Source organism: Alysiella crassa DSM 2578, assembly GCF_000745955.1.
GTDB lineage: Bacteria > Pseudomonadota > Gammaproteobacteria > Burkholderiales > Neisseriaceae > Simonsiella > Simonsiella crassa.
Map to the genome: position 1 here is coordinate 38,478 of NZ_JQKH01000003.1, position 14,238 is coordinate 52,715.

14 protein-coding genes and 1 pseudogene are annotated in these 14,238 nt (G+C 46.0%); 11 read left to right on the plus strand and 4 right to left on the minus strand.

What is annotated here, in order from left to right; translation table 11 throughout:
- The first annotated feature begins 9 nt into the window (after nt 1–9).
- Nucleotides 10–1,362: a branched-chain amino acid transport system II carrier protein gene (brnQ, locus tag Q338_RS00160; protein WP_034290702.1), complete on the plus strand. Its 1,353-nt coding sequence runs from the start codon at nt 10–12 to the stop codon at nt 1,360–1,362.
- A gap of 149 nt (nt 1,363–1,511) precedes the next feature.
- Nucleotides 1,512–1,880 (plus strand): hypothetical protein, encoded by a 369-nt coding sequence (locus Q338_RS00165; protein WP_034290704.1) that lies wholly within the window; start codon nt 1,512–1,514, stop codon nt 1,878–1,880.
- Nucleotides 1,881–1,959: 79 nt separating this feature from the next.
- On the opposite strand, the gene lysS is transcribed toward Q338_RS00165, so the two are convergent.
- Complete coding sequence (gene lysS / locus Q338_RS00170) at nt 1,960–3,474, minus strand: lysine--tRNA ligase (RefSeq protein WP_034290707.1); 1,515 nt, start codon at nt 3,472–3,474, stop codon at nt 1,960–1,962.
- 544 nt (nt 3,475–4,018) lie between these two features.
- Here lysS and Q338_RS00175 point away from each other — a divergent pair.
- The 4 genes from Q338_RS00175 to Q338_RS00190 all read left to right on the plus strand — a co-directional run bounded on the left by Q338_RS00175 (nt 4,019) and on the right by Q338_RS00190 (nt 6,374).
- Nucleotides 4,019–4,528, plus strand: a complete 510-nt coding sequence (locus tag Q338_RS00175) for a PAS domain-containing protein (protein WP_034290710.1) — start codon at nt 4,019–4,021, stop codon at nt 4,526–4,528.
- Nucleotides 4,529–4,641: 113 nt separating this feature from the next.
- Nucleotides 4,642–4,998: a roadblock/LC7 domain-containing protein gene (locus tag Q338_RS00180; RefSeq protein WP_244773024.1), complete on the plus strand. Its 357-nt coding sequence runs from the start codon at nt 4,642–4,644 to the stop codon at nt 4,996–4,998.
- Nucleotides 4,995–5,612, plus strand: a complete 618-nt coding sequence (locus Q338_RS00185) for a PAS domain-containing protein (RefSeq protein ID WP_244773022.1) — start codon at nt 4,995–4,997, stop codon at nt 5,610–5,612. The genes Q338_RS00180 and Q338_RS00185 overlap by 4 nt, the downstream gene beginning before the upstream one ends.
- Before the next feature lie 15 nt (nt 5,613–5,627).
- A complete protein-coding gene (locus Q338_RS00190) occupies nt 5,628–6,374 on the plus strand; it encodes a PhnD/SsuA/transferrin family substrate-binding protein (RefSeq protein WP_034290716.1) in 747 nt (248 codons plus the stop codon).
- 56 nt (nt 6,375–6,430) lie between these two features.
- Here Q338_RS00190 and Q338_RS00195 read toward each other — a convergent pair whose 3' ends face one another.
- The 3 genes from Q338_RS00195 to folB are packed head-to-tail and all read right to left on the minus strand — an operon-like array spanning nt 6,431 to nt 7,845.
- Nucleotides 6,431–7,303 (minus strand): lysophospholipid acyltransferase family protein, encoded by an 873-nt coding sequence (locus tag Q338_RS00195; protein WP_034290719.1) that lies wholly within the window; start codon nt 7,301–7,303, stop codon nt 6,431–6,433.
- 46 nt (nt 7,304–7,349) lie between these two features.
- Nucleotides 7,350–7,511 carry a hypothetical protein gene (locus Q338_RS14220; RefSeq protein ID WP_156961009.1) on the minus strand — a complete coding sequence of 54 codons (162 nt, stop codon included), beginning with the start codon at nt 7,509–7,511 and terminating at the stop codon, nt 7,350–7,352.
- Entirely contained in the window at nt 7,495–7,845 is a 351-nt protein-coding gene (folB, locus tag Q338_RS00200; protein WP_034290722.1) for a dihydroneopterin aldolase, read from the minus strand. Before folB ends, Q338_RS14220 begins: the two co-directional genes overlap by 17 nt.
- Before the next feature lie 60 nt (nt 7,846–7,905).
- On the opposite strand from folB, the pseudogene plsY reads away from it, so the two are divergent.
- From plsY to purF, 5 genes and pseudogenes are all read left to right on the plus strand, one after another.
- A pseudogene (plsY, locus tag Q338_RS15080) lies at nt 7,906–8,508 on the plus strand (glycerol-3-phosphate 1-O-acyltransferase PlsY); the annotation flags it as partial.
- Between the two features lie 572 nt (nt 8,509–9,080).
- Complete coding sequence (folC, locus tag Q338_RS00210; RefSeq protein ID WP_034290725.1) at nt 9,081–10,364, plus strand: bifunctional tetrahydrofolate synthase/dihydrofolate synthase; 1,284 nt, start codon at nt 9,081–9,083, stop codon at nt 10,362–10,364.
- Nucleotides 10,365–10,802: 438 nt separating this feature from the next.
- A complete protein-coding gene (locus Q338_RS00215) occupies nt 10,803–11,975 on the plus strand; it encodes an SPOR domain-containing protein (protein WP_034290728.1) in 1,173 nt (390 codons plus the stop codon).
- The gene (locus Q338_RS00220; protein WP_051968366.1) at nt 11,965–12,648 is read left to right on the plus strand and encodes a CvpA family protein; all 684 of its coding nucleotides are present in this window, start codon (nt 11,965–11,967) and stop codon (nt 12,646–12,648) included. Before Q338_RS00215 ends, Q338_RS00220 begins: the two co-directional genes overlap by 11 nt.
- A 6-nt stretch (nt 12,649–12,654) precedes the next feature.
- Nucleotides 12,655–14,202, plus strand: coding sequence for an amidophosphoribosyltransferase (purF, locus tag Q338_RS00225; protein ID WP_034290730.1), 1,548 nt, complete (start codon nt 12,655–12,657; stop codon nt 14,200–14,202).
- The last annotated feature ends 36 nt before the right edge of the window (nt 14,203–14,238 follow it).

Sequence of the window (14,238 nt, forward strand, 5' to 3'; positions counted from 1 at the left end):
AGAAATACTATGAACAATCAGAACAAATCAGCCTTTGTTGCTACGGGTTTGATGTTGTTTGCGCTGTTTTTTGGTGCGGGCAATTTGATTTTCCCTGCTGGCATGGGGCAACAAGCTGGCACAAACATTTGGGAAACCATGTTGGGCTTTTTGATTACAGGGGCGGGTTTGCCTTTGCTGGGCGTGATTGCGGTGGGCTATTCGGGTTCACGCGATTTGCAAGAATTGGCTGGACGTGTGGCAAAATGGTATGGCATAGCCTTTTCGGTGGCGTTGTATTTGGCGATTGGCCCTTTGTTTGCCACGCCGCGCACGGCAACGGTGTCGTTTGAAATTGGCGTGATGCCATTTTTGGGCGACAATGTTTCAGACAGCCTGAAAAGTACGGCTTTGTTTGGGTTTTGCGTATTTTTCTTTGCTTGTGCATACTGGTTGAGTGTTTCGCCTGGTAAATTGGTGGACAGGATTGGTAAAATTTTAACGCCTGTATTGCTGATTGTGATCGCGATTTTGGTGATTACCGCCGCCATTTCACCAATGGGCGCACCACAAGCCCCCACTGAAACCTATCAAACAGGTGCATTCGCCAAAGGCATGATTGAAGGCTATGGCACGATGGATGCATTGGCTTCGCTGGTGTTTGTGATTATTGTGATTAACGCGATTCGTGATATGGGCGTAACCGAATACAAACCCATGTTGAGTTTGATTACACGTGCAGGTTTGGTGGCGGCTGGTTTTTTGGCTTTGGTGTATATTTTCATTGGCTATATGGGCGCGACTAGCGTGGTGGGCATTGGCATGCAAGAAAGTGGCGCGGCGGTTTTGTCTAAAAGCGCAGGGCATTATTTTGGTCATTTTGGTAAAATATTGTTGGCGATTATTGTATTTTTGGCGTGTTTGTCTACGGCGGTGGGCTTGATTACCGCTTGTGGCGAATATTTTGAACGCTTGGTTCCCAAATTGAGTTACCACAAATGGGTGATTATTTTCACTTTGATTTCATTTGCGTTGGCAAATGTGGGCTTGAGCGCGATTATTAAATTTTCCGTGCCTGTGTTGATGTTGTTGTATCCATTGACGGTAGCAATTATTGTGTTGGCGTTTTTGCATAATATTTTTGGTGGCAAACAAATTGTGTATATCACCACCATTGCAGGCACCATGCCGATTGCTTTGTTGGACGGTTGGAAAACCGCACATGGTATGTTGGGTGGTGGGGAAGATGCTTTGGTAATGCAAATTGACACCGCTTTGAAAGCAAGTTTGCCATTCTATTCATCGGGTTTGGGCTGGGTATTGCCTGCGGTGGCTGGTTTGGTGATTGGCGTGGTGTTGAGCAAAACTGTTGCCAAAAACTAATTGAGTAAAAAAGAATTAAGGCAGCCTGAAAACTTTTCAGGCTGCCTTCGCTGTATTTTCACTTCTGTAACTGTATTTTACCGATTATGAGGTGAACTTAACGTAATACACCATTATAATTTTATTTTTTACATCATTGGAATACACAAATGAAAACCATTAAAACAGCTATTTTCGCTGTTGTATTAGGCATTTCTTTTACTGCGCAAGCCACAAGCATGCCATCTGAAATTTTCAAACCACGTGGCGCACAAACCATTAAATCTCAAGCGCAAGGCAATGGCGAATACGAAGCCGAATTTCGTGTACAAAAAAGCAAAAACAGCGTACCTGCTTTAGCCAAGCAAGCCATCAGACATGCTCAATCTAAAGGTTTTCGCGTGGTAGAGCAAGAGATTGACCGCGAAGATGCCGATTTGAAATTCCGCCGTGGCAATCATGAATTGAGCATCAGCATTGAAGACAAAGACAATGGCTGGATTGAAATTGACCAAGATTTGGACATCGAACGCCGTTAAATTTTTCAATCCAATAAATCAAATTATAAAAGGCAGCCTGAAACTTTTCAGGCTGCCTTAATTTAATTAAATCATCATATTACTCTGGGCGCATTTGTGGGAACAACACCACATCACGAATCGTTTGCGCGTCCGTCAGCAACATCACCAAACGGTCAATGCCGATGCCGCAACCGCCTGTTGGGGGCAAACCGTATTCCATCGCGCGAATGTAGTCTGCGTCAAAGTGCATGGCTTCATCATCGCCAGCGTCTTTTTGCGCGACTTGCGCTTTGAAACGCGCGGCTTGGTCTTCGGGGTCGTTCAACTCGGAATAGCCGTTTGCCAATTCGCGTCCCACCACAAACAATTCAAAACGCTCGGTCAAGCCCGCTTGCGTATCCGAAGCGCGCGCCAATGGCGACACTTCCACAGGATAATCAATGATGAAAGTCGGGTTCCACAATTTGCTTTCCGCGCAACCTTCAAACAAAGCCAGTTGCAGGCTGCCCAAACCGCTCGCGTGGGGCAGACTTTCGCCATGTTTCACGATTTCTTTTTTCAGCCATTCCGCGTCATGCAGTTGCTCATCTGTGTAGTGCGGATTGAATTTTTTGATGGCTTGTAAAATGGTTAAGCGTTCAAATGGGCTTTCCAAATCCACTTCTTTGCCGTTGTATTGCAATTTCAGGCTGCCTGAAACGGCTTTGGCGGCTGCGCGAATCACTTTTTCCGTCATTTCCATCATGCGTTGGTAATCGCAAAACGCCTCGTAAAATTCCATCATGGTAAATTCGGGATTGTGGCGCACGCTCATGCCTTCGTTGCGGAAATTGCGGTTAATTTCAAACACGCGCTCCAAACCGCCCACCACCAAGCGTTTCAAATACAATTCGGGCGCAATGCGAAGATAAAGCGGCATATCCAAAGCATTGTGGTGGGTAACAAAGGGCTTGGCGGTTGCGCCCCCTGGAATGGGGTGCATCATCGGCGTTTCCACTTCAAGGTATTGTTCTGCCACCATAAAACTGCGAATGGCTTGCACAATTTGGCTGCGTTTGATGAAAATATCGCGGCTGTCGGCATTGGCGATTAAGTCCACATAGCGTTGGCGGTATTTGGTTTCTTGGTCGGTCAAACCCTTGTGTTTATCGGGCAGGGGGCGCAAAGATTTGCTCAACAAGCGGATTGCCGACACGCGCACCGTCAATTCGCCATGATTGGTTTTGAACAGCGTGCCTTCCGCGCCGATGATGTCGCCCATGTCCCAACGGTTGAATGTGTCCAATGTTTCTTGGCTTACGCCTTTATTGTTTAAATACAGTTGGATATTGCCCGTCATGTCTTGCACGGTGGCAAAGCTGGCTTTACCCATTTGGCGTTTCAACATCATGCGTCCTGCGATTTTTACGCGGATTTCTTGTGGGTCAAGTTCTTCTTTGGGCGTTTCGCCATATTGGTTTTGCAAATCTTGCGCGAAACGGTCGCGGCGGAAATCGTTGGGGAACGCCACGCCTTGTGCGCGGATTTCATTGAGTTTTTCGCGGCGAATGGCGATGATTTGGTTTTCGTCTAATTGTTCTTCAATTTGGGGATTGGGGGTTTGGTCGGTCATGTTTTTTCTCGTGTTAATGGGGTTTTCAGGCTGCCTGAAAAGGCGTTTTTCAAGCAAAAATTGGGGCGTATTTTACGCGAAACGTGGGTTTTTTTAAACCGATTATTTGCGTTTTAGGCAGCCTGAACACCCAAAGCTGCCCTTTGCTATCTATAAAAGTCGTAGAAGTGAAAATGCAATACAAGACGACAACGCCGCCGTGTACCGAGTATTTCAATTCTGCAACTATATAAATTGAAATATGGATTTAACGTGATTCTCAACTCTTTTTCCAGAATTGATTTCATTGAAAAATTTTTTGAATTGAAATTAAGTGAAAAAAAATATTTCAAATAAATCAGTTAATTCTAAACAAGGGTTGAGCATGGCGTATTGATTCAATTTTATTGAGAATATGACAAATTTGTTTTGAAAATATGCAACACATCATATATCATATACCAGTTTATCATTTGTCAATTTTGTTTCGGAATGAAACCAATTGATATTAAGATATTTTAATTTGTCGTAATCCCTATGTTTGATAAATAAAAAGGATAACAACATGAATTTTACGCCTGAACGTCATGCGCAACCTGTTATGCCGATTCCCAATGAGCCTTATCGCAGCACGCAATTGGTGAATTTTTATGGCGAATCTTATACCGCACACATGACCGAGCGCGAAGTAATGTTCCCCGATGGCTGCTTGATTACGTCTTGCACCGATTTGAATGGCTACATCACCCACGCCAATGAAGCGTTTGTGATTATGAGTGGCTGGCAGCGTGAAGAATTGATTGGCATGCCACACAGCATTTTGCGCCACCCCGATATGCCCAAAGTGGCGTTTGCGGATTTGTGGGCAACTTTGCAGCGTGGCGAAAAATGGCACGGTTATGTGAAAAATTTGCGTAAAGATGGCGCGTTTTATTGGGTGCATGCGACTGTGATTCCCAATATTCGTCATGGCGTGGTGAAAGGTTACACATCGGTGCGCCGTAAACCTTCGCGTGAAAAAATTGCCGAATTGTCTCAATTGTATGCCGTGTGGTTGGCGGAAGAGAAAAAGTAATGGTTTTTTTAGATAAACAAATTGGTTTTCAGGCTGCCTGAATCGCCCGAGAACCATAATGTGATTAAAGATTGAAAACGATTAAGGAGTAAATGGTGAGTTCAAGTATTAAAATGATAAGCTTGATATTGCAGGATTTGCATGCTTCGTCCAGCGATATTTTGGCTTCGGCATTGGTGTCAAACGATGGTTTGCCCATTGCGTTCAGGCTGCCTGAAGATGTTGAACCCGACCGCGTGGGTGGCATGACCGCCGCCATGTTTTCGCTGGGTAGTCGTGCCGCGCGTGAGATGAAAGTCGGCAAAATGCAGCAAGTGATGGTGCAGGGCGATGATGGTCTCATTGTGTTGATTCAAGCCAGCGCAGAAAGCTCGCTGATTATTACCGCCAAACAGGAAGCGAAATTGGGTTTGGTTTTACTCAATGCACGGCAAGCGGTGAAACAAATAATTGAATGGATTGAAGAATGAGCTTGTTTGATTTTTTTAAAACCAAGTCTAAATCAGACACAAAAGACAAAAAACCACCTGCCAACGCATTAAGTGCCGTTATCAAAGACAGCAATGGCAATCTTATCATGCCTACGCCCACTATAAACCATTACCGCGAATTTCGCATTAAAGGCTATGATGGACATGAGCGCACCATTTATGCAACCGAAGAAGAAGTGATGTTTCCCGATGGCTGCCTGATTACGTCTAAAACCAATTTAAAAGGCGAAATCACCCACGCCAATGAATCGTTTATCACGATGAGCGGCTGGCAACGTCATGAAATCATTGGTTTACAACACAATGTGTTGCGCCACCCCGATATGCCTTCCGCCGTGTTCAAAGAAATGTGGGAAACCATACAAGCGGGCAGAAAATGGCATGGTTATGTGAAAAATTTGCGTAAAGACAGCAGTTTTTATTGGGTGTATGCGACTGTGATTCCCAATATTCGCCATGATATTTTAATGGGCTTTACTTCTGTGCGCCGCAAGCCATCGCGTGATAAAATTGCCCAAGCAGAAGCAGATTACCAAAAAATGCTGGAAACAGAATTAAATAATGACCAAGCGCGAATGATTCGTGTGAAATAGAAACGAGTTTGAATTATGTTGAATTTTGTGATTGCGCCTGATTTTCCGCCTGAAAAATTTGTTGGCTGGCATATGTTTAACACATTATTACAGCGTAAAGTCAATACCGATGTTCATCTGTATATGCCTGCCGACAATGACGAGCAAACGGCATTATTGGAATTGGGAAAAATCGGTTTGATTTATGCCAATCCATTTGACGCAACCGAATTGGTGCGCGAAAAAGGCTTTTTGCCTGTGGCGAAACCCATCAATAAATTTGATGAAATGGTGATTGCCACCCATTTAGGCACGGAATATCAGCATTCGGATGATTTGCCCAAAGGCTGTAGCATTTTAGTAACCGATAATCGTGATGTGCGCCTGATTGGTTTGCGTTTGCTGGAATCTGCGCCTTTGCTGGAAGATGAGATTGTGTGGAAAGACGCGCTTACGTTTCAGGCTGCTGCTCGGCGTTTGATTGAGGGCGAAGCGGACGCGGCATTTTTCCTTGCTTCGGCGTATCACGAATTCAGCTCCAGCACCAAGAAAAAAATGCGCCCTTTGATGGAAAGCCGTTTGAATGAATTGAGCCATGTGGTTTTGTTGCGCCCCGATTATTTATTTCAATTAAATACCATCAAACGGGCTTTTATTGACATGAAACATGATGCCAGCGCACAATCCATTTTGGAAGATTTAGGTTTGCCCAATGGCTTTGAAGATTTGACGGTGGAAGAAACGGAATTTATGATTGATTTGATGGAAACATTGCAAGATTAATCTATTGATTTTTATAGTAATCAGGCAGCCTGAAAACTTTTCAGGCTGCCTTTATTTTATTCATCGCTTAAATCGTGTAAATCGTAGGGTTCGCCCGTTGGATTTTTAAAACGGTTGTAGGCAAATAAATATTGATCTGGAAAACGTGTAACCCATTGTTCTACATTATGATTGATGATTTGCGCGTCATGGCGTTTTTCCCCATTCAGGCTGCCTGAAAGTGGGGCAATGTGCAAGGCAAAACCCCGCCCATTCGCCAAACGCTCGCCCACAAAAAAGAGTGGGCAAACATTTTGCACTTGCGCCAATTTGCCAACCAAAGTCATGGTGTACGCAGGTTTGCCGAAAAAGCGTACCCACACGCCGCCATCGTGGTCGCTCGGGACGTGGTCGGGCAGGACGATGGTGGCTTCGCCATTGCGTAGGGCTTTGATGATTTGTTTCACGCCGAGCAAATTGGTGGGGGCGGTTTTGCCTTTGCCGCGCACGCGCCCCAGTTGCATAATCTCGTCAAACGCTTTGATTTTAGGTGGTTTATACATGGCGGTGAGTGGAAAGGGCAATCGCTCGCTGATAAATCGTCCAGCCAAATCATAGCTGCCCAAATGTGGCGTAATCAGCAGTAAACCTTGTTGATTTGCCAACGCTTTTTCCACATATTCCCAGCCATGCACTTCGTGAAACAATGCGCTGATTTCTTCAGGCTGCCTGAAAAAGGCGATGGGCAATTCCAGCCCACTTTTTACGGTTTCTTGGCACACACGCAACACGTCTTGGGGTTGATGGGGCAGCCCTGCAATATTGAGATGGCGGCGTATCATGCGTCGTTCACGCGGCAAGGCGTACATCAGCCAGCCCAGCCAGTTTCCCAAACGGTGTAGCCAAATAAGGGGAATGCGAGAGAGTAATTTAAATATAAAAATCAACATATTATTTCATCTTTAAGTACCCGACAAAAATTTTTCAGGCTGCCTTTCAGTACACGGCAAAAATAACAGTAGGGTGCGCCGTGCGCACCAAATCCACCATAATATTTAAATTATTCAGCCATTTGGTGCGCACGGCACACCCTACATTTTTGTGATGGGAAAAATTGGTGTATTGAAAGGCAGCCTGAAAATCAGCGAGTGCGTTCAATTTCCACGCCCACTTCGCGCACATTGGGCAAAATGCCGAGTTTGACGATTTTCAATTTTAGCCACGCCACATCTTCAAATTCAGAAAAAATTAATTTGGCGACATCATTGGCTAGGGTTTCCAATAATAAAAATTGCTGTTCACGCAAATGGGCGCGAAGTGTGTCGCATACGATACCATAATGCACCGTTTGGCTGATTTCATCATCGTCAGAAAATTTTTTGGATAAGCCAATATCTAAATCAAAAACAAGCGTTTGCGTATTTTGCCGTTCCCATTCATATAAACCAATCAGGGTGTCGGCACGCAGACCATGTAGGAAAATTTTGTCCATTTTGTTAAGTTACGTTAGAATAGCGAAATATTTATTGTAAACCAATTTTGGGAGAAACTCATGGCTTTCATTTTAATTCCGATTATGGCGGTGGTGGCGTATTTATTGGGTTCATTGTCGGCGGCGATTATTGTGTCGCGTTACTTTGGTATGGACGACCCGCGCACTTATGGTTCTGGCAACCCTGGTGCGAGCAATATGTTGCGTAGTGGCAATAAAAAAGCGGCGGCTTTGACATTGGTGGGTGATGCCTTAAAAGGTTTGATTGCCGTGTTGTTGGCGAAATGTTTGCAAAGTATGTTTGATTTGGGCGATGGCATTGTGGCGATTGCGGCAATTGCGGCGGTGGTGGGGCACATGTGGCCTTTGTTTTTCCATTTCAAAGGTGGCAAAGGTGTGGCGACTGCTTTGGGCGTGATGTTGGGTATGTCGTTTTGGACGGCAGCTTGGGCGGTGGCAATTTGGTTGTTTGTGGCGACTAAATTCAAAAAATCATCATTGGCTGCTTTGATTGCGGCGGCGTGTGCGCCATTTATTTCATTTGTTGTACAAGGTCATCACCCGAAATTAAGCTGGGCATTGTTCCTAGTGGCGATTTTGGTGTTGTATCGCCACAAAGAGAATATTCAGCGTTTGCGTAGTGGCAATGAATTGCACATTGGCGAAGCAGCGCGTCCTTTGAAAGATGGCAAAGTGCAAACTGCTGATGAAGTGGTGGTGGACAAAGCCATTGAAGATGAATTGGCTTCCATCAAAGAAGAAATTGAAAAAGCTGAAGAATTTGTAGAAACCAGCGTGAAAGATAATGTAGAACTGATGGTGGAAAAAACCAAAGAAAATGTGGAACAAATTACTACTAAAGCTAAAGAAACAGTAGAGCAAGCTGTAGAACAAACGGTACAAAAAGCCAAAGAAACCGCCAAACAAGTCAAAGAAACGGCACAAGACGTGGCACAAGAAGCAGTGGAAAATGTGAAAACCGATATTGACAAGGCAATTCACAAACACGATACGGAAGTCGCACAAACTGCCGAATCTGCTCCTGCCGAAGCCAGCGAATCTGCACCCAAAGTGGAAACGGAAACCGCACCAGTAGCCGCAGAAGACTCTGCGCCTAAACTGTCGGTGGAAATCAAAACCACACGCGGTCGCAAGAAAAAATAATAGACACAATTGAAGGCAGCCTGAAAGTTTTTCAGGCTGCCTTTCTCTGCACACAAAGTGAAGGAATCATCATGACACGCACACTTGAACAATGGCTAACCCATTTGGAAACCGCACACAGCAATGGTTTGATTGATATGGGTTTATCACGCGTAGCGCAAGTGAAAAACGCCATGCAATTGCAGCCCACTTGCCCCGTGATTGTGGTGGCTGGTACCAATGGTAAAGGCTCAACTTGCGCTTTTTTAACGCAAATTTATGTGCAAGCTGGCTATAAAGTCGGCACGCTCACCAGCCCCCATTTGGTGAAATTCAATGAACGCATTGCCATCAACGCGCAGCCTGTGGATGACGCGCAAATTGTGCAATCTTTTGAACGCATTGAAGCGGCGCGTGGCGAGATTTCATTGACTTATTTTGAATTTAACACTTTGGCGGCGGTGGATATTTTCCAGAAAAATCAAGTTGATGTGATGGTGCTGGAAGTCGGTTTGGGTGGGCGTTTGGACGCGGTGAATATTTTTGACGCGGATTGCGCCATCGTTACCAGCGTGGATTTGGATCATCAAAATTTTTTGGGCGACACGGTGGAACAAGTCGCATTTGAAAAAGCAGGCGTGTATCGCGCGGGCAAACCTGCGATTTGTGGACAAAATCCGCCGCCACAAAGTTTGCAAAATCACGCAAATGAAATTGGCGCAGATTTACTGGTTTACAAAAAAGATTTTGATTTCAGTAAATTGGATAATCAGCAATGGTCGTTTCGTTTTGCGGGGCAGCTTTCAGGCAGCCTGAAAGAACGCAATCGTCATGCTTTGCCGATTCCTGCTTTGCGTGGCAGCTATCAGTTGAATAATGCCAGTTGTGCTTTGGCGGCGTTGGAATGTTTGCATGAGCGTTTGCCTGTGGATTTGGGGGCGGTGAAGCGGGGTTTGTTGTTGGCGGAAAATGTGGGGCGGTTTCAAGTATTGGCGGGTCGTCCGTTGCGCGTGTTGGACGTGGGACACAATCCGCATGCGGCGCGAGCGTTGCGGCAAAATTTGCTGGCTTTGCCATTTGCGCAAAAACGCATTGCCGTGTTTAGCATGTTGAATGATAAGGATATTGACAGCGTGATTGAGCTGGTGCGCGACCAGTTCGACGAGTGGTATATTGCGCCTTTGGACATGCCGCGTGGACGGAGTTTGGCGGATTTGCAAGCGGTATTGGCGGCGCATGGGATTGTGGCGGTGCAGTCGTTTGAAAATATTGCGGCGGCGTGTTCGGCAGCCTTATCAGTTGCAACGGAAAATGATAGAATTGTCATCTTTGGTTCATTTCACACGGTTGCGGAAGCGATGGCGGTGTGTAAGTGATGGTTTTCAGGCTGCCTTTCATTATCCTAAAAATAAAATATTGCCCATAATCGTTGAGATACCACCATCTCACTCCCTCTCCTTTGGGAGAGGGAAAAATCGTGGCATATTAACTGTTTTACCCTCTCCCTAACCCTCTCCCAAAGGCATGGGTATCTACACATCTTTTTTTGAGATTATGTTGATTGTTTTTCAACAAAAATTTCAAAACAAGCTGACAAAATCTCGCCGTGTTACGCGTGATTTTGAAACTAAAATTAAGGGCTATTGAATTGATATTTCAAATAACCTTTTAATTTTATTGTAAAAAGATGTGTAGATACCCATGCCCAAAGGAGAGGGAATAGATGGGTGGTTGGCAAAAATTTATAGGGTAATGTAAGGCTGCCTGAAAACACCCAATTTGTCATTCAATAAAATTTTTCGGGGAACGGCACAATGGCTCAACGACACACACGCAAATCTACACGCACCAAACCACAAATTCAGGAAACACCACAAGAAGAAGTGGAAGTATTGGAGGAAGTCCAATATGTGATTGAAGAAGAATACACGCAATTAAAACGCAAAAATGGTCGCCGTTTGGTGGCGGCTGGGGCGTTGGCTTTGGTGGCGGGTGGTTTGTTTGCGGCGGCTTCCACCACAGGTAAGCAGCCGACTTTGGTTGCGCCCAGCCCCGAAGAAGTGCGCCCAAAAACTGAGATTTTGCACCCAACTACCGCGTCTATTCCTGTGGTGGCGTATCCAATGGACGATGAGTTGAATGCAGCGAGCGAAGTGGCGATTGTGCGCACCAATAAAAAAGGTGAAACCGTTGCCCTCACTGAAGCGGAACGCAAAGCCGAAGAAGCAAAATTGGCGCGTGAAAAAGCACAACGTGTTGCCCAATTGCGCAAGCAACAAGCTGAACGCGCTGAATTGGAACGCGCTCGTCAGGCTGCGATGGCGAATGCGAATCCGTCCAGCAACACCGCCACCGCGTCTGCCAAACCCAAAGCCCCTGAAAAACCACAAAAAACCGCCGCCGAACTCGCCGAAGAACGCCGCAAAGCCCGTGAAGAACAGCAACGCCAACGTCGCGCTCAACAGCTTTCTGCTCAAGCCGAGCGTGAACGCGCCGCACAAGAAGCGGCGGCTGCCGAAAAAGTACGTCAAGCGCAATTGGCAGCCGATAAAGAACGGGCGGCGGCACGGGCGAAATTGGCAGCCAATCAGTCGGGCAATTCGGCTAATACGGGCAACACGGCAACCGCCAAATCAGACAATTCAAACAATTCAGGCAGCCTGACCCCGCAAAATGTGAAAACACCAGCACAAAGCACCGCCGACAAAGTTCAACAAGAAAAACAACGCGCCCAACGCGTAGCGGCAGAACGAGAACGCCGTCAATTGGCGATTCAAGCAGGTTCGTTTACCGATAAAGCGCAGGCGCAAAAAATGCAGCAGCAGTTAAAAAGCATGAATTATCAAACGGGTATTGAAGAAGTGAAAACGGAAAAAGGCACGGTTTATCGCGTGAAAACAGGTCGTTTCCACAGCAAAGAAGCGGCTGATAATGCTCTGAAAAACATGAAAGACAAAGGCGTGAAAGGAATCATCGTTGGACAGTAATCTTCCTGTGGAAACGGCGTTTACGCTGTTTGATATTTTGGCGATTGTTACAGTGGTGGCAAGCGTAGCAGTGTCGGCAATGCGTGGCATTAAGGCGGAGCTGATTACTTTTGGTGGCTGGATTTTATCGCTGATTATCGCACGTGTGAGCTGTGAAGCGTTGGCAAACTCGTTTTTCCCCACCTTACAACCACGTGAGATGGCGGTGGTGTTTTCCTTTGTGTTGATGTTTGTGGCGATACGGATTGTGTTACACCTGATTGATTATGCTTTGGATTATTTCATCACGGCGGCGCAATTGAACCGAATCAATCGTATTTTGGGCGGTATAGTGGGTTTAATCAAAGGTTTTTTGTTTGTGAGTTTGAGTGTGTTGATTTGTTCATTCACGTCTCTGCCGCAAAAAGAAGGCTGGCAAATTGCCAAAACTTCGCGCTTTTTTGAGCGGGTGGCGAAATTTATTGCGCCGTCTTTACCCGATTTTTTGGCGCAACAGGTGGCGTATCCACCGCGTGTGGGCGATGAAGATTATGTTCCCCCCGAAGAGCAGTCCACCCAATCAGGCAGCCTGAAAAAACAGAAACCTGAAAAGAAAGTCAAAAAATCCACCGAATCTGATTCACAAAATTCAGAGAATTCCAATTTGCCAAATGGCACTTCTGTTACGGAGTAATTATTTATGTGTGGTGTGTTCGGCATTGTTGCCCATGAACCTGTTAATCAACAACTGTACGATGGCTTGCAAATGTTGCAACATCGCGGTCAAGACGCGGCTGGCATTGTAACCACGCAAGGCAACCGTTTTCATATGCACAAAGGCAAAGGCATGGTGCGCGAAGTGTTTCGCACGCGCAATATGCGTGATTTGCATGGCAATGCGGGGATTGCACATGTGCGTTATCCTACGGCTGGCAATGCTGGAAGTTCGGCGGAAGCGCAGCCGTTTTATGTGGGTTCGCCATTTGGTATCATGTTGGCGCATAATGGTAATTTGACTAATACGGCGGAATTGTATCAAGAAGTGTACGCCCAATATTTGCGCCATGTGAATACGCAATCTGATAGCGAAGTTTTATTAAACGTATTTGCTCATGAATTGCGCTCGGCGGTTTCAGGCAGCCTGAATCCTTTGAATTTGTCGGTGGACGCGATTTTTGAGGCGGTGGGCAAATTGCAAGCGCGTGTGCGTGGGGCGTATGCGGTGGTGGCGTTGATTGCGGGTTATGGTTTGGTGGCGTTCCGCGACCCGAATGGGATTCGTCCTTTGGTGTTAGGTAAACGCGTGGAAGCCGATGGCAAAATTTCCTACGCGGTGAGTTCGGAAAACATCGCGTTCACCAGTTTGGATTTTGAAGTGGAACGCGATATTGGGGCAGGGGAAGCCGTGTTCATCAGCTTTGATGGCAAATTATTCTGCAAACAATGTAGCGAGCAACCGAAATTATCCCCTTGTTTATTTGAATATGTTTACTTTGCCCGACCAGATAGCGTGATTGATGGCGTGTCCATTTACCAAGCACGCGCCGATATGGGCGTAACTTTGGCGGAAAAAGTGAAACGTGAAATTGATGTCAATGAAATTGACGTGGTGATGCCGATTCCTGATACCAGCCGTCCGAGTGCGATGGAGTTGGCGCGGCATTTGGGCAAGCCTTATCGTGAAGGTTTGATTAAAAACCGCTACATTGGTCGTACCTTTATTATGCCAGGGCAGGCGACACGCAAAAAATCGGTGCGTCAAAAATTAAACCCGATTCCCAGCGAATTTGCAGGGAAAAACGTATTATTGGTGGACGATTCCATTGTGCGTGGCACCACCAGCCGCGAAATTGTGGACATGGTGCGTGCGGCTGGGGCGAAAAAAGTGTTTTTTGCGTCTGCCGCGCCCGAAGTGCGTTTCCCGAATGTGTATGGCATTGATATGCCCACGCGTGAAGAGTTAATCGCCAATGGTCGCAGCCACACAGAAATTGCCAATGAAATCAATGCTGATGTGTGCGTGTTTCAAGATTTGGTGGATTTGGAAACGGTGATTCGTCAATTGAATCCGCAAATTGATGGTTTTGATTCATCGTGTTTTAATGGCTGCTATATTACGGGCGATGTGGACGAGTCGTATTTGGACGCGCTGTCTAGTGCTAAGAAAAACCCATCGGCAAATCAGGTGATTATGCCCACGCTGATTGATTACAGCGTGAGCGTGGACGATAACGAAGACGAAGCGTAAATCCAAATAACAGGCAGCCTGAAAAAGTATGGAAAT